Origin of the sequence: Moraxella oblonga NBRC 102422, assembly GCF_001598275.1 — a bacterium.
Lineage (GTDB): Bacteria > Pseudomonadota > Gammaproteobacteria > Pseudomonadales > Moraxellaceae > Moraxella > Moraxella oblonga.
This window is the reverse complement of the sequence record NZ_BCYQ01000036.1, coordinates 1-23,850: the sequence shown is the minus strand read 5'-3', so window position 1 is coordinate 23,850 and position 23,850 is coordinate 1. Positions and strand designations below refer to the sequence as shown.

22 protein-coding genes and 1 riboswitch are annotated in these 23,850 nt (G+C 42.4%); of the genes, 6 read left to right on the top strand and 16 right to left on the bottom strand.

Annotated features, from left to right (window positions below):
* Nucleotides 1-101 precede the first annotated feature (101 nt).
* The 11 genes from fmt to rpmH all read right to left on the bottom strand — a co-directional run bounded on the left by fmt (nucleotide 102) and on the right by rpmH (nucleotide 9,619).
* Nucleotides 102-1,082 (bottom strand): methionyl-tRNA formyltransferase, encoded by a 981-nt coding sequence (gene fmt / locus MOB01S_RS09525; RefSeq protein WP_066804493.1) that lies wholly within the window; start codon nucleotides 1,080-1,082, stop codon nucleotides 102-104.
* Between the two features lie 29 nt (nucleotides 1,083-1,111).
* Nucleotides 1,112-1,762, bottom strand: coding sequence for a hypothetical protein (locus MOB01S_RS12645; RefSeq protein ID WP_174521838.1), 651 nt, complete (start codon nucleotides 1,760-1,762; stop codon nucleotides 1,112-1,114).
* A gap of 263 nt (nucleotides 1,763-2,025) precedes the next feature.
* Nucleotides 2,026-2,685 carry a riboflavin synthase gene (locus MOB01S_RS09515; RefSeq protein ID WP_066804490.1) on the bottom strand — a complete coding sequence of 220 codons (660 nt, stop codon included), beginning with the start codon at nucleotides 2,683-2,685 and terminating at the stop codon, nucleotides 2,026-2,028.
* A gap of 307 nt (nucleotides 2,686-2,992) precedes the next feature.
* Complete coding sequence (gene ribD, locus MOB01S_RS09510) at nucleotides 2,993-4,084, bottom strand: bifunctional diaminohydroxyphosphoribosylaminopyrimidine deaminase/5-amino-6-(5-phosphoribosylamino)uracil reductase RibD (protein ID WP_084349694.1); 1,092 nt, start codon at nucleotides 4,082-4,084, stop codon at nucleotides 2,993-2,995.
* Nucleotides 4,085-4,201: 117 nt separating this feature from the next.
* Complete coding sequence (locus MOB01S_RS09505; protein WP_066804483.1) at nucleotides 4,202-4,750, bottom strand: DUF4240 domain-containing protein; 549 nt, start codon at nucleotides 4,748-4,750, stop codon at nucleotides 4,202-4,204.
* A gap of 69 nt (nucleotides 4,751-4,819) precedes the next feature.
* The gene (gene nrdR, locus MOB01S_RS09500) at nucleotides 4,820-5,305 is read right to left on the bottom strand and encodes a transcriptional regulator NrdR (protein WP_066804479.1); all 486 of its coding nucleotides are present in this window, start codon (nucleotides 5,303-5,305) and stop codon (nucleotides 4,820-4,822) included.
* A gap of 8 nt (nucleotides 5,306-5,313) precedes the next feature.
* Entirely contained in the window at nucleotides 5,314-6,762 is a 1,449-nt protein-coding gene (mnmE, locus tag MOB01S_RS09495; RefSeq protein WP_066804468.1) for a tRNA uridine-5-carboxymethylaminomethyl(34) synthesis GTPase MnmE, read from the bottom strand.
* Nucleotides 6,763-6,859: 97 nt separating this feature from the next.
* Nucleotides 6,860-8,500, bottom strand: coding sequence for a membrane protein insertase YidC (yidC, locus tag MOB01S_RS09490; protein WP_066804465.1), 1,641 nt, complete (start codon nucleotides 8,498-8,500; stop codon nucleotides 6,860-6,862).
* A gap of 78 nt (nucleotides 8,501-8,578) precedes the next feature.
* Complete coding sequence (gene yidD / locus MOB01S_RS09485) at nucleotides 8,579-8,893, bottom strand: membrane protein insertion efficiency factor YidD (protein WP_245640029.1); 315 nt, start codon at nucleotides 8,891-8,893, stop codon at nucleotides 8,579-8,581.
* A complete protein-coding gene (rnpA, locus tag MOB01S_RS09480; RefSeq protein WP_066804462.1) occupies nucleotides 8,886-9,356 on the bottom strand; it encodes a ribonuclease P protein component in 471 nt (156 codons plus the stop codon). Before rnpA ends, yidD begins: the two co-directional genes overlap by 8 nt.
* Nucleotides 9,357-9,484: 128 nt before the next feature.
* The gene (gene rpmH, locus MOB01S_RS09475; protein WP_029103370.1) at nucleotides 9,485-9,619 is read right to left on the bottom strand and encodes a 50S ribosomal protein L34; all 135 of its coding nucleotides are present in this window, start codon (nucleotides 9,617-9,619) and stop codon (nucleotides 9,485-9,487) included.
* Nucleotides 9,620-10,251: 632 nt separating this feature from the next.
* On the opposite strand from rpmH, the gene dnaA reads away from it, so the two are divergent.
* From dnaA to recF, 3 genes are read left to right on the top strand one after another with little or no spacing between them, the layout of a single operon-like run.
* Nucleotides 10,252-11,736, top strand: coding sequence for a chromosomal replication initiator protein DnaA (gene dnaA / locus MOB01S_RS09465; RefSeq protein WP_245640028.1), 1,485 nt, complete (start codon nucleotides 10,252-10,254; stop codon nucleotides 11,734-11,736).
* A gap of 12 nt (nucleotides 11,737-11,748) precedes the next feature.
* Complete coding sequence (dnaN, locus tag MOB01S_RS09460) at nucleotides 11,749-12,894, top strand: DNA polymerase III subunit beta (RefSeq protein ID WP_066804457.1); 1,146 nt, start codon at nucleotides 11,749-11,751, stop codon at nucleotides 12,892-12,894.
* 1 nt (nucleotide 12,895) lies between these two features.
* A complete protein-coding gene (gene recF / locus MOB01S_RS09455) occupies nucleotides 12,896-14,035 on the top strand; it encodes a DNA replication/repair protein RecF (protein ID WP_066804454.1) in 1,140 nt (379 codons plus the stop codon).
* Nucleotides 14,036-14,077: 42 nt separating this feature from the next.
* Here the strand turns inward: recF and thiC are convergent, their stop codons facing one another.
* The 3 genes from thiC to MOB01S_RS09440 all read right to left on the bottom strand — a co-directional run bounded on the left by thiC (nucleotide 14,078) and on the right by MOB01S_RS09440 (nucleotide 17,551).
* Nucleotides 14,078-15,931, bottom strand: a complete 1,854-nt coding sequence (thiC, locus tag MOB01S_RS09450) for a phosphomethylpyrimidine synthase ThiC (RefSeq protein WP_066804496.1) — start codon at nucleotides 15,929-15,931, stop codon at nucleotides 14,078-14,080.
* A 95-nt stretch (nucleotides 15,932-16,026) separates the two neighbouring features.
* Nucleotides 16,027-16,143, bottom strand: a riboswitch (TPP riboswitch).
* 18 nt (nucleotides 16,144-16,161) lie between these two features.
* Nucleotides 16,162-16,665, bottom strand: a complete 504-nt coding sequence (locus tag MOB01S_RS09445) for an SMI1/KNR4 family protein (RefSeq protein WP_066804451.1) — start codon at nucleotides 16,663-16,665, stop codon at nucleotides 16,162-16,164.
* Nucleotides 16,666-16,858: 193 nt separating this feature from the next.
* The gene (locus MOB01S_RS09440; protein WP_066804448.1) at nucleotides 16,859-17,551 is read right to left on the bottom strand and encodes an aspartate/glutamate racemase family protein; all 693 of its coding nucleotides are present in this window, start codon (nucleotides 17,549-17,551) and stop codon (nucleotides 16,859-16,861) included.
* Nucleotides 17,552-17,800: 249 nt separating this feature from the next.
* Here MOB01S_RS09440 and gyrB point away from each other — a divergent pair, with 249 nt between their 5' ends.
* The 3 genes from gyrB to MOB01S_RS09420 all read left to right on the top strand — a co-directional run bounded on the left by gyrB (nucleotide 17,801) and on the right by MOB01S_RS09420 (nucleotide 21,323).
* On the top strand, nucleotides 17,801-20,227 hold the full coding sequence (gene gyrB, locus MOB01S_RS09430; protein ID WP_066804443.1) for a DNA topoisomerase (ATP-hydrolyzing) subunit B: 2,427 nt from the start codon (nucleotides 17,801-17,803) through the stop codon (nucleotides 20,225-20,227).
* Nucleotides 20,227-20,610 (top strand): hypothetical protein, encoded by a 384-nt coding sequence (locus MOB01S_RS09425; protein ID WP_066804440.1) that lies wholly within the window; start codon nucleotides 20,227-20,229, stop codon nucleotides 20,608-20,610. Before gyrB ends, MOB01S_RS09425 begins: the two co-directional genes overlap by 1 nt.
* 71 nt (nucleotides 20,611-20,681) lie before the next feature.
* The gene (locus MOB01S_RS09420) at nucleotides 20,682-21,323 is read left to right on the top strand and encodes a hypothetical protein (protein ID WP_066804437.1); all 642 of its coding nucleotides are present in this window, start codon (nucleotides 20,682-20,684) and stop codon (nucleotides 21,321-21,323) included.
* Nucleotides 21,324-21,338: 15 nt separating this feature from the next.
* Here the strand turns inward: MOB01S_RS09420 and MOB01S_RS09415 are convergent, their stop codons facing one another.
* Both MOB01S_RS09415 and MOB01S_RS09410 read right to left on the bottom strand, forming a co-directional pair.
* Nucleotides 21,339-22,433 (bottom strand): metallophosphoesterase, encoded by a 1,095-nt coding sequence (locus MOB01S_RS09415; protein WP_066804435.1) that lies wholly within the window; start codon nucleotides 22,431-22,433, stop codon nucleotides 21,339-21,341.
* Between the two features lie 49 nt (nucleotides 22,434-22,482).
* A complete protein-coding gene (locus MOB01S_RS09410) occupies nucleotides 22,483-23,490 on the bottom strand; it encodes a YheT family hydrolase (protein ID WP_066804433.1) in 1,008 nt (335 codons plus the stop codon).
* Between the last annotated feature and the right edge of the window lie 360 nt (nucleotides 23,491-23,850).

Genomic DNA, 23,850 nt, shown 5'->3' with positions numbered 1-23,850 from the left:
CTAGTTTTTAGGTTTGTTTAGTATATGTATAACATACCCCTCAAAGTCTAAACCTTACAGAATATACGGCAAGCACTTTTAAAACGATTTTGGCATATACATCACAAATCAAACATCTGCCCATCTTGTAATTTATCACCCACGGCAATTTGTTCAGCACTTAGCGGTTTTCCGCCTGCCCATTGCATTTTGGTGATGTTAATTAAATGCCCATTGCCATTATCATCTGCCCCACACGCAATTAAAATCGCCTTTTTGCCCACGCTGATGATTTTACCAGCAGGCTCGCTGGTGGTTTGTTCAGGCTTAATTGGCAAACATTCTAAAATTTTAATCCGCTCACTGTTCAAAAAGGTATAGGCATTTAAGGCGCGGATTTGGCGGTTAATATGATTGGCACTGTTATTCCAGTTAATTTGCCCTTCATCGGTGCTGATTTTTTGGGCATAATTTACCAAAGTTTCGTCTTGTTTTTGGGCGTTATTTTGATAATTTTTTAAATCTTTTAATACCGTTATCATCGCTTGACCGCCAAGTGTGGCAAGTCTGTCGTGCAGGGTTTGCGTGGTGTCTAAGTCATTGATTTGACAAGAGACTTTATAAAGCATATCGCCAGTATCTAGCCCCTCGTTCATCTGCATAATGGTAATGCCACTCTCATCATCGCCTGCCAAAATCGAGCGATGAATGGGGGCTGCCCCACGCCATCTAGGGAGCAGTGAACCGTGAATGTTAAGACAACCAAAACGAGGTGTATTTAGTACGCCCATCGGTAAAATCAGCCCATAGGCACAGACCACCATCACATCAGGGCGATAATTTGCCAAAGTTTCTCGTGCCACCTTGCCATCGTCCGATTTTAGGCTAAATGTCGGTGGCTGTTCCACAGGGATATTATGGCTAAGGGCAAGCTCCTTAACAGGGCTTTGGGCAAGTTTTTGCCCTCGTCCTGCCTTTCTATCAGGCTGGGTATAGACCGCCACAATATCAATATTGAGCTCATCTGCCTTATCAATCAAGGCGTGTAGGGCGACTTTGGCAAAGTCTGGCGTGCCTGCAAATACAACTTTTAATTTATTCATTTTTTTACCACTTAAATCATTTTTTAATTTTATGATTTCCCCAAAGAAATCATATCAAATTTGGTTTTAAAATTACTTGGTAGCCAATCTAAGGACTTTTTCATAAAATCCAAAATATCACTTGACCTAATAGCAACCACATTATCAGTATTTATGCCTTTATACAAGTCATTTGACTGAAACAAAAATATCTTTTCATCAAATTTTGTATAATTTTGCTGATTAAGTTCAGTTTTACCTGTTTTAACCTGCACCCTTGCTTTTTCTTTGGTATTTTTATTAACCAAAAAATATTCAAAACAAAAAGTGTCAGATTGCCTTGAATTTGGCACAACATACCAACCCAAATCCTGCAAATATAAAAATACAATATCTTCTGTTTCTTTATCGTCCAACATCGTAAATATATTTTCACATTTTTCAAACTCATCAAAATTTATATTATCATAATGATTTATTTTAGAAAATTTATTCCACAGATATTTGGCATATTCAAGATTTTTAAGTTCAGAAATTGCTTGTATTGTTCTTGATGCTCTAAAACAGGCAATTACTTTTCCAGAAACCATATCTATTGGAATTTTTGCAAAATCAACCCTAAAAATATTGGCAATGTCAATATCATTTTGATTGCTTTCATCTGTTGTAAAATATTCCCAACCTGATTTTACCTTTGCCAAATAATAATCGCCTTGCCCATCTCTTGTCCAAACCAAATCATTTTTTTTTGATATATCTTTTGATATACTTGCACCGACTTAAATTTTTGTAATGTGATTTGGCTTTTTCATAATACAAATTCCAATCCGTTGTATTGTCAAGGTCTTTTACTCGCCAACCTACACCCAAGATATTATTATTATAACAATAATCAAAGGTTGTCTTTATATTTTTTATTCCACCTTTTGGACGAATATGAATTCTATACAATGCCATTTTTGCCTCACACAAACCCATTTTCCGCCAAAAATTCCATCGTAATGTTACTGGTTGGTGTCTCTTTTTGCCCCAACAGCAACCGCTCCAAATAACGAGCCACCAAATCCACTTCTATATTAACCCTTGCCCCCACACGCCAATGCTTATCAATATTGGTCTCTTTGGCGGTGTGCGGAATGATGTTTAGGCACACGATATTTTCGGACGGTTTAATGGCGTTGGTGGTTAAACTAATGCCGTCCACTGTGATGGAGCCTTTGTCGGCAGTGTATTTCATCAACTCTTTGGGGATTGCCACTTCCACATAAATGGAGCGAGCGTCTTTGGCGATTTTGACAATCCGTCCCACGCCATCAATATGCCCTGCCACCATATGCCCACCAAAGCGAGTGGTGGGGAGCATTGCCTTTTCTAAGTTTAGAGTGTCGCCCACTTTCCAGCCAGCAAGGGCGGATTTGTGTAAGGTTTCTTGTGAAACATCAACTTCGTAACTGTTGCCATCAAGGGCAACCACCGTCAAACAAATGCCATTACTGGCGATGGAGTCGCCCAATTTAACATCGCCAAAATCAAGGCTTTGCGAACGGATTGTCAGGCGTACATCGCCCCCTGTGGGTGTCATAGCGATGAGTGTGCCTGTGGCTTCTATCAGACCTGTAAACATTGTTTTCCCCATTCTAATTCATCAAATATACAAAAACCATGCTGTGGATAACATGGGTTATCAAATCACCGACCACATCAAAATAGCAACTTATCCACACCTCAATCATGTTTCATGTGAAACATTTTATCTCAATATGTGTTCCACATGAAACCTAGCAATATCAAGTGTTCCACGTGGAACTGATAAATTATCCACAACGTCATTCATAAATTTTTTAGAAGTTTTCCACAGTTTCACGTGGAACAATTTTGACACTTATCCACAGTAGTGCTTGAAGTGATATGGCTGTGGATAACTTTTTGACCTATTTAACAATTGGCGTTAAAGTCAATCTGACATCTTGCCCAATTTGTTTAGTATCTTTTAATTCAAAGTTTAATTTATCTTTTAAATCATCAAAGTCGCCCAAAAACATCGGCTTACTATTGACACCCAACAAACACGGTGCTTGATAGACAATCAGCTCGTCCACCAAACCTGCTTGCAAAAACGCACCTGCCAAAGTCGCCCCTGCTTCTACCAAGACATCATAAATCTGATAATCCGCCACTAAGGTTTTTAACAGCGTATTCAAATCGCCTTGCCATATCAGCGTATCAGAATTTTGTAACACGGTCAAATCCGCCTTGGCGTGCAGTTTGCCACTTCTATCCACCACCACGATTTTGGGCGGTGGGATTTGGCTGGGTGGCGTGCCATCAATATTTGCTCGTACATTTAGGCTTGGATTGTCCGCCAAAATCGTGCCAGAGCCTGTAACAATCGCCCCACTCATCGCACGCAAACGCTGAACATCACTTCGTGCTTGCTCGCCTGTAATCCATTTGGACTGCCCATTTGCCATTGCCACACGCCCATCTAGGCTAATACCAAGTTTAAGCCGTACGAAGGGCATTCCCACCGCCATCGCCTTTAAAAAGCCGTGATTAAGCCTTTGTGCCTCATCTTGACACACGCCCACCGATACGGCAATCCCTGCACCCATCAGCATTGCCACCCCAGAGCCTGCCACCTTTGGATTGGGGTCAAGGCACGCCACCACGACACGAGCGACACCGCTATTTATCAAGGCATTAGCACACGGCGGTGTACGCCCAAAATGGCTACACGGTTCAAGCGTAACATAAGCACTTGCCCCTACCACATCAAAGCCTTGTTCTTTGGCATTATTTAGGGCAAAAATTTCGGCGTGGGGCAACCCTGCTTTGGGGTGAAAGCCTTTACCCAAAACCTCTCCATCTTTGACAATCACACAGCCCACCACAGGGTTTGGGCGAGTGGTGTAGATGCCTTGTTTGGCTTCCTCTATTGCCATTGTCATAAATGTTTCATCATCTGGCAAACTGGGCGAGAGCTGGGCGATTAGGCTTGGGGAGAGTAGGGATAAGGTGGTCATTGTTGGGTTTTTAAATTAATTAAATTATTTATCAATCATTATGATTGGATAGTATTGTCTAAAATTTACTTTTAAACAAATCAACCAAAGGTGCAAATGGTTTATTAAGTGGAATAATTAAAATCTATCATTCCCCCACCATTTATCAAAAGTCTTGGGGCAAATTTGACGAATGGAGTTTTCATCATCTTTATTCCAATCAAAATTAATCTTTGGATAATCTAAATACAAATCCGAATACAATTCTTCCATTTCATAAAATGCGTCATCGCCGTGTCTTTCGTCAATAATCTCTTGCGGTGTATCGGTCATCTCTTCCGACCTTGCAGGATAATCATTATCCCCCATTTTTTCAAAAACCTCACACAAACTATCCACATCTTTCATTGCACTTTCAAACACTTCTCGCCCTTGAAATATTAGCCAATAACGAAAATCATCAAAGTTATCATCATCACAATCGCCCATAACCACATAAGCCACCGCCCATAGGTCTTGCTTATAAGAAATGGTATAAAAATAATCCCACCAATAACAATAGCCAAAAATCTTATCATCGCTAAATTTGCTTAGCACTTCGTGTAAATTTTCGCCTTTGTTGGATTTGGCGATAATATTCCAAAACTCATCTTGGGTCATTAGGGTTTTGGCTTGTTTTAGGCTCATAATTTTTTTCCTTTTTGATTTAAAAATTTGGGCGGTTACCCCAAAAAGTCAAATGTTCCATATGAAACATCATTCACCATTTTTTGTTTTTTCTACGCTGTCGCTTTTGGGGCGAATGTTGGCAAGCTCATTGGCAAACGCCTCAATGTCCTGAAAATCCCGATAGACGCTGGCAAAACGCACATAGGCGACATCATCAATCGCCTTTAATTCACTCATCACAATCTCCCCCAGCATTTTGCTAGACACTTCTCGCTCACCAGTTTGACGCAAACGCTGTTCAATGCGATGAACAATGGCGTCTATTTCATCAATACTGATTGGGCGTTTTTGTAGGGGCAACGCCATAGAACGGCGAAGTTTGTTATAATCATAGGGTTCACGCCGACCATTATTTTTGATGATGCGTGGCATAACCACTTCCATCACCTCAAAGGTGGTAAACCGCTCACCGCATTCTGTGCATTGGCGACGGCGACGCACCTGAGACCCTTCGGCGGCAAGGCGTGAATCTATCACTTTGGTATCTATAGCACTACAAAAAGGACAATGCACTTTTTCTCCTACTTTCCAATACAAAAACTTGAAAAAATCCGCCCCAACAATTCATCAGCACTCATCTGCCCAGTAATTTCACCAAGTGCCATTTGCGAAAGTCGCAAGCTCTCCGCCACCAACTCCCCTGCATGGTAAATGGTCAGCTGTTCATGAGCGTCGTTAGTATGAGCTTTGGCACGTTTTAAGGCATCAATATGGCGAGTGCGTGCAATTAGACTATTTTCTGGGGGATGGAAACCAACTTTATTTTTTAGCAGTTGCACCAACTCATTCATTCCTTGACCTGTTTGACATGAAATGTAGGCTTGACTGACATTTGCCATGAATGATGTTTCACGTGAAACATTGGATGAATTTTGATGAGTAGTGTGGGTAATATGAGCAATAGTTTCACGTGGAACATCGTCAAGCAAATCGGATTTATTGGCAACCATAATGAGTTTATGCTCAAAGCTTACCATACCAATTTCAGCAATGATATCAGCAAACAACTCTTTGGCAAGGTCAAATGGGGTCTTTTCTACACCCACGTCATACACAAACAACAAGATGTCTGCCTGCTTCATTGCACTTTTGGCACGGTCTATGCCAATTTGCTCCACCTTATCATCAGTTGCTCGTAGCCCTGCCGTGTCAGTCAAATGTACGTTTAAGCCATCCAAAATCAAAGTTTCAGACAGCGTATCCCGTGTTGTCCCTGCCACATCAGTTACAATCGCTCGCTCTGTACCAGCCAAGCGATTTAACAAACTGGATTTGCCCGCATTGGGGCGACCTGCCAGAACAACCTGAACGCCGTCACGGAGCAGTTGACCTTGTTTGGCGGTGGCTAAAATTTCATCGATTTGGGCAGTAATGGCATTTAATTTGCCCTCAATCACCCCATCGGACAAAAAATCCACATCTTCTTCATCAGGAAAATCAATACTTGCTTCCACATATAGGCGTAGATTGGTAATGTTTTCTGACAACTCATTGATTTTACTTGAAAATTCTCCAGACAACGAACGAATGGCACTCGTCGCTTGGGCGATACTTGTGGCACTAATCGCATCGGCAATTGCTTCAGCTTGCACCAAATCAATCTTATCATTCTCAAAGGCACGCATGGAAAATTCGCCAGCATTCGCTTGCCTTGCTCCAAGCTCAAAACAACGAGCAAGGAGCATATTTTGTAGCACCATACCGCCATGCCCTTGGAGTTCCACCACGTCCTCGCCCGTGAACGAATGGGGAGCTTTAAAATACAGCACCACCCCCTCATCAATGGTTGCTCCTTGTACATTCTTAAATTTGGCAAAATGAGCATGACGTGGCGTGAGTGCAGATTTACCCGAAATGGCACAACCAATCGCATGGGCAGTGCGTCCAGACAGACGAATGACACCCACCCCACCCTGCCCTATGGGGCTGGCAATGGCAACAATAGTGGGTTGTTGAGTTGAATTTGGCATAATACAGTATTTTAAGATTTAACCTATTATTCTATCATTTTTAAGGTCGTTTGAATATAAAAAAATCCCACCATTATTGGGCGGGATTTTTTGTAAATTAGGCAGTTTTGTTTGCCATTTGCTTTTCAACACGTTTATTAACCAACTGCTGATGTGTCATACTAAACAAGTTGTTCACCGTCCAATATAGCACCAAACCTGCTGGGAAAAACAGCATAAATACCCCAAAAATAAGTGGCATTAACTTCATCATTTTAGCCTGCATGGGGTCGGTTGGTTGTGGGTTTAGAAGTTGTTGGAAATACATGGTTGCCATCATAAAAATGGGTAAAATAAACCAAGGATCCATAGATGACAAATCCTTAATCCACAAAATCCAAGGAGCATGGCGAAGCTCCACACTCTCCACCAAACACCAATAAAGCCCCAAAAATATCGGCATTTGCATCAAAATCGGCAAACAGCCTGCCATTGGATTGACCTTTTCATCACGGTACAGTTGCATCATCGCTTGACTCATTGCCATACGATCATCGCCATGCTTTTCTTTTAGAGCTTCAAGCTTAGGGGCAATGGCACGCATTTTTGCCATAGACGTATAACTTTTATTGGAAAGCCAAAACAGGGCGATTTTGACAATCAAGGTCAAACCCACGATTGCCCAACCCCAGTTACCAAACACTTTGTGTAAGGTTTCCAAAATGGCAAACATCACCTTAGAAATCGGCCAAAATATGCCATAATCCACCGTCTGATTCAGACCAGTAGCGACTTTTTCCATTTCTGTTTGGATTTTGGGACCTGTATAAAGTGTGGTCGCCCACGTACCTTGCTTGCCAGCAGGGACGTTTAGGGTAGGACTATTAAAGCCGATGTAGTTTTCATTGCCTGATGAACGACTAAAAAAATACCCATCAAAATCAGCAGGCGTCCATGCTGACACAAAGTAATGTTGCACCACACCCACCCAGCCATCTTTGTGGACAGCTTTGAGTTCACCATCATTAAAATCCTTAAATTTCAATTTATTATAAGGACTATCAGGCGTACCCCATGCCCCACCCAGATAAGTTGCCATACCCATCATGCCCTTGTTATCAAGACCAGGATCGGTGCTATTATCGCGTTTTAGCTGAGCATACATCTGTCCCTGCCAGTCTTTGGCGGTGGGGTTGTTAATGTTATAACTGACGGTTATGGGGTATTGACCTGATTTGAAGGTGTAGGTTTTGGTAATGGTAATGCCATCTTTTTTGTACATAAGTGGCACGTGTAACTCACCTGTCGCCCCATCCAATGTGTATGTCTGACTGGGGCTAGTATACACCGCTCGCCCTGTCTGAGTGTCAATACCATCACGCCCAATCAAGCCTGACTGAGCCACATAAGTGCGTCCATTATTACTCTCTAACAGCACAAAAGGCTCTTTCTCGCCTTGTTTGGCATCATAAGCACGCAACGCCACATGCACCACATCACCGCCCACAGGGTCAATTCTAATATCATACAGGTCGGTACTAACGTGAATTAAGTTACCACTTTGTGATTGAGTACTGGTTGGCATGGTTGGCACATCGCCATTTTGCACCACAGGCACATCGCCGCCACCTTGCACTACCTGAGTGGCGATTTTGGTGGTTTTGGGGGCATTGGCATAGTCATCTCGCCACGCCAACACTAACAGGTAGGAAGTGATGAGCATGGCGATAATGATTAAAGTCCGTAAAATTTTTTGCATAGCTTGCCTTTGCAAATTTATAATCAAAATTGGCTATTTTACAACAAATTAGGAAAAATGCCCAACATTTTATCAAAATTAGCAGTTTGCCAGTTTATTTTGACGCTTTTGATAAGAAAAGTTATCCACAAACACACAAGAATGCGACCATTTTGTTGGCACAAAATGATAGCGATACATCGGCACAGGCACAAAATCCACCCCATGCCCACCAAAGGGCTGACAACGTGCCAAACGCATGGCAATCAATCGTAGGGCGGTCGGCAAACGATGTGTTAAAAGGGCGGTGCGTGCATAAGCTGAGCAAGTGGGATAATAACGACAACGGGCAGGTAAGGTGGGACTGATGATTTTTTGGTAGATTTTGATTAGGAATAATAAAAATTTACGCATCGGATTTGAAATCATTGCTGATATTGGCAAGGCTGTCAGTTTTAACAAAATGGGTAGAATACTTGGCTTGAGTATTCATCAATTTGGGCAATTTAGCAAAAATTTCAGCAAACTCTTGTTTAACAATCGCCAACGAAACCTCTTTGTCCACTTTTTGTTTTTTGTTACCAACAAATGCCCCACTTTTAACAATTAACACACAATCAACAGGCGGAAAATCATGTTGATTGAGACGAAACACCTCACGAGCATGGCGTTTTACTAAATTTCTATCCACCGCTTTTTTAAGTTTTTTCTTGGTTATTGCAAGTCCAAGACGTGCATGCAGTTGCCCTGTGTCCGCCACAAACAACAAACAATGTGTACTGTGGATTTTTTTAATGGGATTATCAAACACCGCCTTAAACTCACTTGGAGCAAGCAGTCGCTTTGTCTTGGTCAATGAAAAAGTGGGGTTAGTCATGATAAAAATGCAGATAAATTGTCTATAATACAAGGCTTGGGCAATTTCGTCAATTTAAAGTGGCGTAAAAAGTGAATAGAAATAAAAAAAGCACCCAGAAGGTGCTTTGTGTCTTAGTAAAAACTAAGTTATACGGTCAAACGATGACGACCTTTGGCACGGCGACGAGCCAAAACTTGGCGACCATTTTTGGTGGCCATACGAGCACGAAAACCGTGGGTGCGTTTGCGTTTAAGAACGCTGGGTTGGAATGTACGTTTCATGATAATTACCTTAAGGTTATCTCGCCAAGCTCTGCAGAAGCCTTGTGTGGCGATGTGGATGAAAATTGTCAAAGATTGACAATCTCTCCCATTCTACTAAAAAAATACTGTGCAGTCAAGCTTTATTTGTCTTATGAGTGGTTTGCAAAGATTGTTTGCCGATTATTGAGTTGGCTGGATGGGTTGGTTTTGATGTTTGAGCTGGTATTGGATTTGCTGTTAACTTGGGTCTTTGGTGTGTGAAATGATTTTGTATTGAATGGTCTTGGTAGGTGTACTTTGACAGGATAGTATTGATGTGTTAGCCTTTGAAATTGCGAATGTGTTTTTGGTAGATTTTATAAAATTTTTAAAGTTATCCACAGGTTTTTGGCTTGCTTATTATTTATATATATATTTATATTAATAATAATAAGCATGGTAAAAACCTGTTGATAAGTATTGTTTTATTTTATTTTTCAATAAGTTATATTGTTGATAAACCTGTGGATAAGTCTGGGATAAAATGTGGATAACTTTGGTATTTTTTGTTATCCACAAGGTTATCCACAAGGTTATCCACAGGACATGGGGCTTGAAAAAAATTATTTTTATGTTATGATGGTGGTGTATTTTTAGTTGATGGTGTTGTTGTGGCAAATATCTCGTTGTTTGATGACTGGTTGTTTGATGAGTTGAATCCAACATCATCGGGGGCGACACATGCCAAAAAGACACAGACCAAGTCAGCTTCCACCAAGTTTGAAACTTATGTGTGGGACGAAACGCTAGAAGTGCCAGAAACGAAACAGTTGTGGCAACGTTGTCTGCATGAGCTTAGTTATGATATACCAGAAAAAGAGCTAAAAAGTTGGCTTGAGCCTTTGAAAGCGGTGGCTGATGGCGACACCTTGATCTTGCTTGGGATTAACCCTGTATTTTTGCGTCATGCGGTGGTATTTTTGCCAAATATTGAGTCAGTACTAAGGCGACTGGATGATAATATTGCCCATGTTGTATTAAAAAAACAGATTTTGTCATCAAATGGCAGGGCGGTCAAAAATAAAAATAATGTCACGATTGGTGAGTGTATTGAAGTTAGTGCTTCCATTGAAGAGAAATTTATTTTTGAGAATTTTGTCAAGGGAAAATCCAATACATTGGCTTATAATGCTTGTATGGAACTTGCCAAGCAGATTGGCAAATCTGGTAAAAGCCAGCCATTATTTTTTATCTATGGTTCATCTGGACTTGGTAAAACACATCTCATGCACGCAGTGGCACACCGCTACCAGAAAGCAGGTTTAAACTATTGTTATTTTAGTAAAGATCAGTTTTTTCGTATAGCAATCAATGCTCTAAGAGGTGGAGATGGCAAAGCTGAGAGTTTGGTGAAAGATATTTTGCAAGCAGATTTGCTTATGATTGATGATGTGCATCTCATCAACAACCAAAATGGCCCCAAAGTTTCCCAGTTACTCATGACGTTATTTGAGGAGTTTACGCAGGGAGGCAAACAGCTTATTTTGGCATCTGACCGTTCCCCATCACAAATGGAGAATTTTGACAGTCGTTTCCTATCTCGTTTTTCTGGTGGATTGACTCTGCCCATTGAGCCACCAGACATTGAAATGCGAATGCAAATTTTGCAAAAAAAAGCAACCTTGTTGGGCATGGAATTGCCCAAGGACTGTGCGATTTTTATGGCTCAAAATGTACCACCCGATGTTCGCCGTCTTGAAGGGGCATTAAACCAAGTACACGCCAATGCCTTGCTGATGGGAGGGGAGATAACACTTGGTCTTGTACGTCATGCCATAAAAGACCGCATTGAAGCCAGAGCTCGGGCGGTCAATGCTCAAAACATCCGTGAGGTGGTGGCGGAGTATTATGGCGTGCCTGTCAAAGATTTGCTTGGTAAAAAACGTGCCAGACCCATAGTGCGTCCTCGTCAGATGGCGATGGCACTTGTGCGTGAGCTGACCCAAGACAGCTTTCCTGAAATAGGGCAAGCATTTGGTGGACGAGACCATACAACAGTTATTCACGCCTGTGAGCAGGTTGCCAAACTGCGTGAGAGTGACCCTGAAATTGAAAAAGATTATCAAGCCTTATTGGCAACCCTTGAATTTGTGTGATGGAAAAATGCTATGAAATTATTGATTAATCGTGATTTACTCATCAAAGCCATGAGTCTTGTGGTTGAGGCATCGGACAGTCGTCATCGTATGCCGATACTGCGTAATCTAAAACTAACTCTTACACCAAATCAACTAACCCTGACTGCCTCAGATTTGGAGGTGGAGCTGACCAATCATTTAGTTATTGGTGAGGGTGTGTGTTTGGAGGCAGGTGAGATGACGTTGCCTGCTGAGAAGTTTTTTGGTATTTGCAAACTATTACCAGAAGAGATGGTGCTGGTTGAGTCAGATAAAACTGCACAGCGTTGCTACATCAGCAGTGGTAAGGGTAAATACACACTTAGCACCTTGCCTGCCCACGATTTTCCTAGCATTGGCGAGCCAGAGGGGCAACAAGCCATTAAAGTGGGTTTGGGAGCGTTGTTTTCGCTTATCAAACATACTCGTTTTGCGATGGCAACCCAAGACGTGCGCCATTATTTGACGGGGTTACTGCTTGAAATTGAAGCTCAGAATCTTACTGCGGTTGCTACCGACGGACATCGTTTGGCGGTGGCTCATCGTGTGCTTGATGAGGACTATGCCCAAACCAAAGTCATCATTCCGGGTAAGGCGGTGGGTGGCTTGGAGCGGTTATTGCTTGATTTGGCAAAAGTATCTCATGAAGACGATATTGTTAGCTTGGGTTTTACTGAGGAGTTTTTGTACGTTACGCTCAACTTTGCAGGTGAGATGGTGATTCATCTGACCGCACGTTTGATTGAGGGTAAGTTCCCTGATTATCGCCGTGTGTTGCCTGTGGGTCATGATAAAATTGCCATTTTCAATAAAGATGAGATGGTGAGTGTCCTACGCCGTATTTCAGTATTAAATACCAAAGATTCCCCTGGTGTCATTTTGAGTTTCAATGAACCACAAGTGGCACAGGTAAGCTCTAACAACCGAGAACAAGATGAAGCGGTAGAGGATTTACCTGTTAATTTTACAGGTGAGGCGATTGAGGTGTCGTTTAACGAGGCATATTTGCGTGCGGTATTGAATGTCTTGGAAGGGGATATTCGTTTAGAAATGGTGCATCCAACTAGCCCCACGCTCATCTATCAGGTGGGCGATGACCATGCTCATCAGTACATCGTCATGCCAATGCGTGTATGATATGATAGAAAAATTAAAAATAACTCAAATCAGAAACTTGTATGATATTGATTTGAATTTGTCATCGTGCAACGTGTTTGTTGGGCAAAATGGCAGTGGCAAAACATCGCTTTTGGAGGCGGTGTTTTTGCTTTCTCGGGGTAAAAGCTTTCGTCATCACGAACCCAAGCGACTCATCACACATCATCAGTCATCATGCACGGTATGGGCGAAAACAACGTTGGGTGAACTGGGTATTCAAAAAATCCTTGATGACAAAAGTTTTGCCACGTCTGTCATGAAACGGAATGGGCAGAATGTGTACTCGCAGAGTGTGCTGTCTTTTGCCTTGCCAACTTTACTCATTGACCCAAGTGGTATGGAGTTGTTAGAAGAAGGTAGTGGCGGTCGTAGACAGTTGCTAGATTGGCTTGTGTTTCACGTGGAACATCGTTTTTATGGAGCGTGGCTATCCTATCAAAAAGTCTTAAAGCAACGCAATGCCCTGCTCAAATCCTCTCATGTCAGACAACGCCCCCAAGAAATCACTGCATGGGATTACGAATTATCCTGCCATGCTCAGGTATTGCACGAGTGTCGTCAAGCGGTGTTTGAGAATTGGCGGGTGTATTTTAAGGCAATGTTGGGGCGGTTGTTGCCAAAATATACTGACCATATTAACCTATCTTATCAAGCAGGCTTTGATGAAAAGGTGGGACTGTTTCACACTTTGGGGCAACGCCTAGAATCTGACATCATGCTTGGCTATACTCGTGTGGGGTCGCATAGAGCGGATGTGCTGGTAAATTTTTATAATGACAGTGATAAAAAATTTAAGGAACAAGCTGTCAATGTACTATCACGGGGTGAAAAAAAACTGCTGATTACCGCATTAAAGCTGTCGCAGTTACAGATGATTTGTGCCAGTGGTGGTATGCCTGTGGTGTTGATTGATGATGTTGATGCTGAGCTTGATGAGTGGGCGGTGGACATTTTACTTGATGTGGTGTTGTCTCTTCCTTGCCAATCACTCATGACCAGTTTGCAACAAAAAACCGCTCAACAGATTCAAGAAAAATTAGCAAAGTCACAACCATCACCACCCTTGAAAATGTTTCACGTGGAACAGGGGGTGGTGCGAGAAGCTTTGCCAGAAATTTGATTTAAAAAAACCGTTACTCAGTCTGAGCAACGGTTTTGGGTTTTAGACTGTTTGATAAATTTCCCCACCCTGCTCGGCAAATTTTTCCTTCATTTCTTCCATACCCTTTGCGTACTCTCTGACATTTTGTGTGATTTTCATTGAGCAAAACTTTGGACCGCACATTGAGCAAAAATGAGCCGATTTATGAGCCTCTTTGGGCATGGTTTCATCGTGCATGGCTCGTGCCGAATCAGGGTCAAGTGCCAAATTAAATTGGTCTTCCCAACGAAACTCAAAACGAGCTTTCGACAAGGCATTATCACGCACTTGGGCGGACGGATGCCCTTTGGCAAGGTCGGCAGCGTGAGCGGCAATTTTATAAGTAATAATACCGTCTTTGACATCTTTTTTGTTGGGCAAACCCAAATGCTCTTTTGGCGTGACATAACACAGCATTGCCGTGCCATACCAACCAATCATCGCCGCCCCAATCGCACTTGTAATGTGGTCATAGGCAGGGGCAATGTCCGTAACAAGCGGTCCTAGCGTATAAAATGGGGCTTCGCCGCAGTGTTCTAACTGTAAATCCATGTTTTCTTTAATCATGTGCATCGGCACATGACCCGGCCCCTCTATCATCACTTGTACATCATGCTCCCACGCTCGTTTTGTCAGCTCGCCTAAGGTTTTTAATTCGCTAAATTGAGCCTCGTCATTGGCATCTTGGATGCAACCAGGGCGAAGTCCATCGCCTAGACTAAACGAGACATCATAGGCTTTCATAATCTCGCAAATTTCATCAAAATGCTCATAAATAAAGTTTTCTTTATGATGAGCTAAGCACCACTGTGCCATAATCGAACCGCCACGAGAGACAATGCCTGTCAAACGATTGGCAGTCAGTGGCACATAGCGGAGCAGAACGCCTGCATGAATGGTAAAATAATCCACGCCTTGCTCAGCTTGTTCAATCAGCGTATCTTTAAAAATCTCCCAAGTTAAATCTTCCGCCACGCCATTTACTTTTTCCAACGCCTGATAAATCGGCACCGTGCCAATCGGTACAGGCGAATTACGAATAATCCATTCCCTTGTTTCGTGAATATTTTTGCCTGTGGATAAATCCATAATGGTATCGGCTCCCCAACGCGTTGCCCAAGTCATTTTGGCAACTTCTTCATCAATCGATGAGCCAAGAGCTGAGTTACCAATATTGGCATTGATTTTGACCAAAAAATTTCGCCCAATAATCATCGGCTCGCATTCTGGGTGATTGATATTACACGGAATAATCGCACGCCCCATCGCCACCTCAGAACGCACAAATTCTGGGGTAATTTCACGCAAATTATTCGCCCCAAAATTCTCGCCTTGATGCTGACGAGTATCGACACCTGCACGCTGTTTTTGATTTTCACGAATGGCGATATATTCCATTTCAGGGGTGATGATGCCTTGCCGTGCATAGTGCATTTGCGTGATGTTTTTACCTGCTTTTGCCCGTCTGGGTTTGGTGATGTGAGCAAAGCGGATATTTTCGGTGCGAATGTCATTTAAACGCTGTCGTCCAAATTCTGACGATAATTTTGGTAAAATTTCGGTGTCATCTCGTTCATCAATCCAGTTTTCACGCAATTTAGGCAAGCCTTGATTTAAATCAATTTTGACAGTTGGGTCGGTATAAACGCCTGATGTGTCATAGACCAAAATCGGCTCATTTTTTTCCAAACCGTCTTTTGCCAAGCCAGTTGGCGTATCGGTTAGAGAAATTTCACGAAATGGCACACGAATATCAGGGCGTGAACCTTGTACATAGATTTTGTGAGATGCAGGCAAAATGCGAGTTAAATCTTTGGCATCTTGTTCGTGCTGGTTGATGATGTCGGTTGGGGTTTGATTTGCGGTTTGGCTCATCATAAAATCCTTAAAAATGGCTAAAAAACAAATCAAGCCATCAAAAATCTTATGATGAAAAGAAATAACCATTTAAAATCAAATGGTTATAAAGAAGACTTTGAAAACTTGATTTCCTACGACAGTATGAACTGTATCAGGTTCAACGGATTGCCTAAGCTCTCAGCGACTTTTGCTTTTTTAAAAGCACAACCGCACTCCGTCAAGTTGGATATATTATAACAAAAATTTTATAAATTATCTAAAAAATAATATGGTTGCCAATCCTCTTTTTGCCAATACAGATATTTTCCTTGACTTTCAAACAATCTCAATAACAATTCGCCAAAAGATTGAGCAATCATCGGCATATCGCCAATAAGTCCATAAGTTTCATAAAAACTGTCATAGCAACGACCAAAATTATCCTTAGATAAATCAATTGATAAAAAGTCGCCATTATTATCATGGGCGATATTATACCAATGCACTGATGAACCCTCATTCATCAATTCACCAAATATATTTAAATCCGTTCTTGTTATTTCATCAATACCAACAATTTTATAAGTATATTTTGAATGTATAAAAAGTTCCACGCCATTACAATAACGATAAAATTCCAACAAATCTTTGGGTAACTTTAAATCAGAATGATGGTTCAATTTAGGCATAACATGACAATCTGGATTTGTAGATATTTTTTGTATTAAATCATACATCTTGACAGGTTGGATATAAGATAAATCATTCATTTTTTATAACCCTTTATCATTTTTATCATGGCTTTTATTTTTTAACGCAACATTTCCCATAAATGCAACACAACCGTAATCACAAATAAAATACCTGCAAACTCATAAGGTGCGTAACACGCACCGTTGAAAGTCTAAATCTTTAATTATCTCTATTTGATTGGGTGGTGGTTTTTGAAAAATAACATAAAAATCACGCCCCCAAAATAAAATCCACCGCCATGTCTGCGTGCAATCTGGCAGTATCAAATACAGGAATGTCCAAATCCTCTTGATTGATAAGTAAGCCAATTTCTGTACAACCCAAAATCACGCCTTTTGCTCCTTGTGATTTTAATTTGGCAATGATTTGCAAATAACGCTCTTTGGAATTTTCACAAATTTGACCGACACACAACTCATCAAAAATAATGCGATGAATGTCGGCTCGCTCATCGGAGTTTGGCGTGATGGTCTCAATGCCAAAACTTGCCAACCCGTCTTTATAAAAATCTTGCTCCATGACAAACTGCGTGCCAAGTAACGCCACTTTGTCAATCTTTTGGGCTTTAATGGCGTGAGCAGGGGCATCGACAATGTGTAAAAATGGTACAGAAATACTCGCCAAAATCTGTGGAGCATTTTTGTGCATGGTGTTAGTGGCGAGCAAAATCCCGTCCGCTCCAATGCTTTGGAGTTTGACCGCCATGTCCGCCAAAATCTGCCCTGACGCTTGCCAATCGTCCGCTTTTTGACACGCCACAATCCGCTCAAAATCCACGCTGTATAGGATAATGGGGGCGGTGGTATTTGCCCCTTTGATTTCATTGATTTTTTGGTTAATGAGATTGTAGTAAGTGGCGGTGCTGGCAGGCGACATACCACCCAAAATACCCAAAGTTTTCATTTTGTTTGTCCTGTTTAACTCATAAAAGCCAGTTTATCATAACAAAAATCCCCCACCTTGAAAAGCCAATCCCACCCACAAAACCCAAATTGTTCCATGTGAAACATACCAACCCTTTTGGCGATTGCTACCACCATTTTACCGTGCTTTTTCGCCCAAAAAATGCTATAATAGCCCACAATTTTGGTTGATTTTTTTGATGATTTTAAAGGGTTTAAAATCAACCACCCCATTTTAAGAGTATGAGTTATGAGTGAGATTTCAACGAACGAATATAATGCCAGTAGCGTGCGAGTGCTTCGTGGATTAGAGGCGGTGCGAGTGCGTCCCGGTATGTACATTGGCGATACCGATGACGGTTCGGGGCTTCATCACATGGTGTTTGAGGTAGTGGATAATGCCATTGATGAGGCACTGGCTGGGCATTGTGATGAAGTGCTTGTTACCATTCATGCTGATGAGAGTGTGTCGGTCATGGACAACGGGCGAGGCATTCCTGTGGACATTCACCCAGAGGAGGGCGTGTCGGCAGCGGAGGTCATCATGACGGTGCTACATGCTGGCGGTAAGTTTGATGACAACAACTACAAAGTCTCAGGCGGTCTGCATGGCGTGGGCGTGTCGGTGGTCAATGCCCTATCATCTAAGCTCACGCTCAATATCTGGCGAGACGGCTTTGCCCACACCCAAGACTACACGGACGGCGTGCCTGATTTCCCCCTAAAACAACTCGAACCCACCACCAAAAAAGGCACACAGGTAAGGTTTTACCCAAGTGCTGAGATTTTTAGTGGGACGATTTTTGATTGTGATATTTTAGCCAAACGCCTAAGAGAGTTGTCCTTTTTAAACTCAGGCGTGCGTATCGTTTTGACCGATGAGCGAGACGGCAAGCAGTTTGTGTTTGAGCATAAAGGTGGTTTGGGCGAATTTGTCAGCTACATCAATGATGGCAAACAAACCCTAAACGACATTTTTCACTTCACCGCCCAAAGTACGGACGGCATTGGCGTAGAGGTCGCCTTGCAGTGGTCGGACAGCTTTAATGAAAAGGTGCTTTGCTTTACCAACAATATACCCCAACGAGATGGTGGTACGCACTTATCAGGCTTTCGCTCAGCACTGACTCGCTGTCTTAATCACTACATGGAGAGCGAGGGTATTGGCAAAAAAGAAAAAGTGGCGGTAACAGGCGATGACGCTCGTGAGGGATTGGTGGCGATTGTGTCGGTCAAAGTGCCTGACCCTAAATTTAGCTCACAGACCAAAGACAAGCTCGTATCCAGCGAAGTCAAATCCGCCGTTGAGACGGTCATGCATGAAAAGCTCTCCGAGTTTTTACTTGAAAATCCTGCGTCTGCCAAAGCAATCGCAGGTAAAATCCTAGACGCTGCCCGAGCAAGAGAAGCCGCTCGCAAAGCCCGTGAGATGACCCGCCGTAAGACCTCACTTGATATCGCAGGTCTGCCCGGTAAACTTGCCGATTGCCAAGAAAAAGACCCTGCCTTGTCTGAATTGTACCTTGTGGAAGGGGACTCGGCAGGTGGTTCTGCCAAGCAGGGGCGTAGCCGTAAGACCCAAGCCATTTTGCCCCTAAAAGGTAAGATTCTGAATGTCGAGCGAGCCAGATTTGACAAAATGCTCTCGTCCGCCGAAGTAGGCACACTCATCACTGCTTTGGGGACTGGCATTGGCAAGGACGAGTACAACCCCGACAAGCTCCGCTACCACAAAATCATCATCATGACGGACGCCGATGTGGACGGCTCGCACATTCGCACGCTCCTTTTGACATTCTTTTTCCGTCAAACGCCAGAACTCATTGAGCGTGGGCATATCTACATCGCCCAGCCTCCACTTTACAAAATCAAAAAAGGTAAACAGGAGCTGTATCTAAAAGACGATGACGCTCTAAAATCATATCTACTGTCGTCCACCATTGATGACAATCAGTTGTTTTTGGATAAAGATACCCCTGCGGTGAGTGGTGTGGCACTTGAAAAATTGCTTAATGATTATAACCAAGCTCAAAACATCAAAAACCGCCTTGCCCAAAAATACCCAAGCGTGCTGATTGATGCTCTGACCTTTGTGCCAAAATTGGACATTGAAACACTAAAAGATAAAGTGGCATTGCAGGCGTGGGTAGACACATTGCAAACTGTTTTAAATGAAAAAATAGATAACCTCAACCCAAAAGTTACCCTAGAACCTTTTGGGGGTGATGAGGTGAGCCAAATTTATTTACCAAAAATTACTCTATTTATTCATCAGTTGCCCCAATACCACACACTTGACCATCTGTTTGTTGGCTCTGGTGATTATGGCAGATTGATGAAATTTTCAAGTAGTTGGAATACGATTTTGACACCTGAGAGTTTTATTAGACGAGGTGGTAAGGATTTTGCCATCAAAAACTTTGACCACCTGTGGGAGCAAATCATGGCAGAAGCTCGGCGTGGGCTTGGCATTCAGCGATATAAGGGTTTGGGTGAGATGAATGCTGACCAACTTTGGGAAACTACCATGAATCCTGAAACTCGCAATATGCTCAAAATCACGATAGAGGACGCCATTGAAGCCGACCGCTTATTTAACTGCCTAATGGGTGATGAGGTTGAGCCAAGACGTGCCTTTATTGAAGAAAATGCTCTAAATGCAGACGTTGATGCGTGATGAAAAAGACTGCAAAAATCCTGCTCTATGGGGTGGGATTTTTGTTCATGATATTTTTTGTGGGGATTGTTTGGCAAGTAGCAACGGTTGGCGGTGTTGCCCCTGACCCCAAATTTCTTGAAAAGGCAATTTTCAAAAGTGCTTTGACCCATGCCGACATTCCAAATGACACCATGCACAGAGTCATTACTCAATATCAATGCCAACGAATGACAAATGGGCAAAGTGTATTTGTTTGTCAAATGACCATGTTTTATGACAGAAAAACAGGTGTGGACAAAATCATTACTTATCAAATGAAAATTGAACCAAGTGATGATTTTTGGGGTGAGCGGTGGCGATTGTTGGAGATTAAGACGATTGACATTGCGGACAAACAATGACACCACATTTGCCATTTAAAAAATCTTATGATTTATGGTGTTTTAAACCAAATTAATAAAAAGGAAAAATCATGACCACCTACCGCCTAAAAATCTCACTCGCTAAGCCGTTTTTGCCCATTACCGAGCTACATCGTTTGATTGATGTGGATGTGGCGATGTCATTTGGTGAGCTAGCAACGCACATTGGGGCGGTGTTTGGTACAAAGATGGTGGATTGGCAATTTTTTATCAGTCGCATTAAAGCAGATAATTTGACAAAATTGCAAACATTTGACCAAATCAGTGCTGACAATGATGTGGTGTTTAACGAAGTAAATTTAAATGAAAAAGACTATTTTTATCTAAGTGGTGGTGAGTTTTTATATCGCATTCGTATTGAAAAGTTAAGCCAAAATACTGGCGATATGCCGTGTGTACTCATCAAATCAGTGGGCGAATTACCAACGACAGAGCCAACCACCAATCAGCCAAATGATGAGCATCATAAGGCTTTACAGTTTGAGGCGTTGCTTTTGTCTGCGTTGGCGGTGATTGTCAGTGAAGAAAAAGAGCCTGTGCGTTTTGGTGAGTTGGTGGAAGAAGGGGTGGCGGATGAACTCATTAAAAGAGGTTGGATTCGTCCCTGTGTCAGCTTATCACATCGTGTAAGACTGACATCGGTGGGCGAGAGTGTGCTAAAAGAGGTATTGGAGCGTGCAGGTGTGTTATAGACTTGGTGTTTTGGTCTATTTGCCTTGTACGTCAATCATCCAAACTTCTGCTTGTGAACCTAGCCGAAACGGTATTCCCCAAAAGCCATAGCCTGACGATACTACTACGTGTGTGCCGTTAATCTGTTCGTAGCCATAGGCGACACGGTTTAGAGCTTTGACGATAAAGTTGGCAGGGAAAACTTGACCGTTGTGCGTATGTCCTGATACTTGCAAATCAATCGGTAGCTTAATATTTTCATCAATTTGACTGGGTCTATGGTCTAGCAAAATAACCATATGGCTGGTATCAACACCCGCCATGAGTTCGTGTGTGGTTTTTCGTTCGTGGTTGTGGTCGTCATAACGCCCTATGATGGTGATGGGTGTATTGTTGATGGTTAGGGTGTGTGTTTTATCATCAAGCAAAATCGCCCCACTTTCACGAATGGCTAAGACGATGGCAGATCTTTCGTCTGTTTTGTATAGGTCATGATTGCCCAGACTGGCGATGGCGTTGCCATTGACGGATTTGACAAGTTTATCAAATGCCACGTCCATACCTTTGTCATAATAAGCGTATGTATCATCGTCCATGATGTCGCCCGGCATGATGAGTAGGTCGGCTTTTTCGTGCCTAATAATGTCGGTGAGGCGGTTTAGCTGACGTACGCCTACCAAATTGCCCAAGTGCGTATCGCTCACCATGGCAATGCGAAGGGGGTTTATGGGTTTGTCAATCTGTAATGACAGATGACGTACGGTAGGTATGTACGCATTATAAACTGATAGTCCCACAAGCCCAACAAACACGCCCACTCCAAACAGACGCACCATGCCATTTGTGGTGGTGTCTACGCCTGCCCAACGTGCCAAACCAACGATGCCAAATGTGATGATGATGGCAAGCATACCAAGCCATAGCACCGCAAGATATCCTACGCCCAAACGAAACAACCCTACAAATAATGTTGCCAAAAATAGATGAGATAGGATAAATGTGCCAATCATCACTGCGGTTTTGGCGGTAGGTAAGTAAGGTTTTATGAGCCAAAATAGCCCTTTTGCCCCTATATAGGTAAAAATTTCAATCAATAAAATTGTGATGGATAAAAAGAAAAGTCGTCTCATGGCAATATGATAAATGGTAGATAAAAAGGCTTCTTATAAAATCAGTGCACTAAACAATGTGATGAGTGGGCGATGTTGATTTATTAAGCTCAAAAAAATCAAGTGCTTGGCGTGGTATAAAACTTGTGTCAAACTTTTTGGTGGTATGATGATAATTTAAAAAACCAATATGTCCGCCGTATTTGGTGTTGAGTAAGCACACATCATCAGACACATCGCTTGGTTCGGCGGTCAAGCCCAAAAAGGGGTCATCGCAGGCTGTGATAATGAGTGTGGGTTTTTTGATGTTGATTAAAAAGGGTAGAGCAGACGATTGACGATAATAATCGTTTTTTGAGCGAAAACCATGACGAGGGGCGGTAAAAATATTATCAAAATCACCAATGCGTTTGGCGGATTTGAGGGATTTTAGTTCATCGGGTGTTAGATGGTTGTCTAGGGCTTTTTTGATGATGGGGTTTAGTAGGTATGGTGTATAAATATGTCGTCCCAAAAGTCGCTCCATTGCGATGGCAGAGCTTGCCAAATCTACTGGTGCAGACACCACCACAGAGCGAATGGGGATAGCGTTTGTGTCGTACTCTCCCATATATTTGGCAAGGGCATTGCCCCCCAATGAGACACCGATGGCATAAATTTGGTCAAATTCTTGGGCTAAATGGGTCAAATAATGATGAATCTCAGTGGTGTCGCCTGCGTTATAAAAAACCTTGCCAGAGACTGCCACACCACCACACGAACGAAAATGTGCCACCACAAAATGACAATCCGCCTCATGTATGGCTTTGGCTAGGTTTTTGGCATAATGGCTTTGGCTTGACCCTTCCATGCCATGAAAAAGAACGATGAGTGGTTTTTGGTATTTGCCGTCTATTTTGACATCATCTGTGAGTAGATAATCAAACGCCACATCGCTTTCTTGCAAACTGTCTTTGATTAAAAGACGGGTGTAAGCAGGCGTGTGTTTGATGACATAACGAGGCAAAATGGTTTGTAAATGGGGATTTTTTAGCCAAATGGGTGGGTGAAAGTCGGTGTTTGGATAGGTCATGTTCATGCAGATAAATGTACAAATGTCGCATTTTGGCACATTTGTGGTGAATTTTCAAGGCAGGCATGGTGAATGTGTGTGGTATTTTTGTGCCAATTTTATAATAACTCAACTCCAAAACCATGCTACAACACCCCTCCATGGCATATTTAGTAAAACTTAAACAAAAAGCCCCCAAATTATCTTGAATTGTGTGGCAACCAACCAAGTTGCCATAGCTTTTGGCGTAGATGAAGCACCATTTGTGTTTGGGTTAAAAGTAACAATCAGGTGATCTTGCTTGTGGTAGTGGGGGGTTATCGCTATTTTAAGATAAGTATAGTGATTTAACTTCAAAAACCACCAAAACCGTTCGCCCCAAGCTAC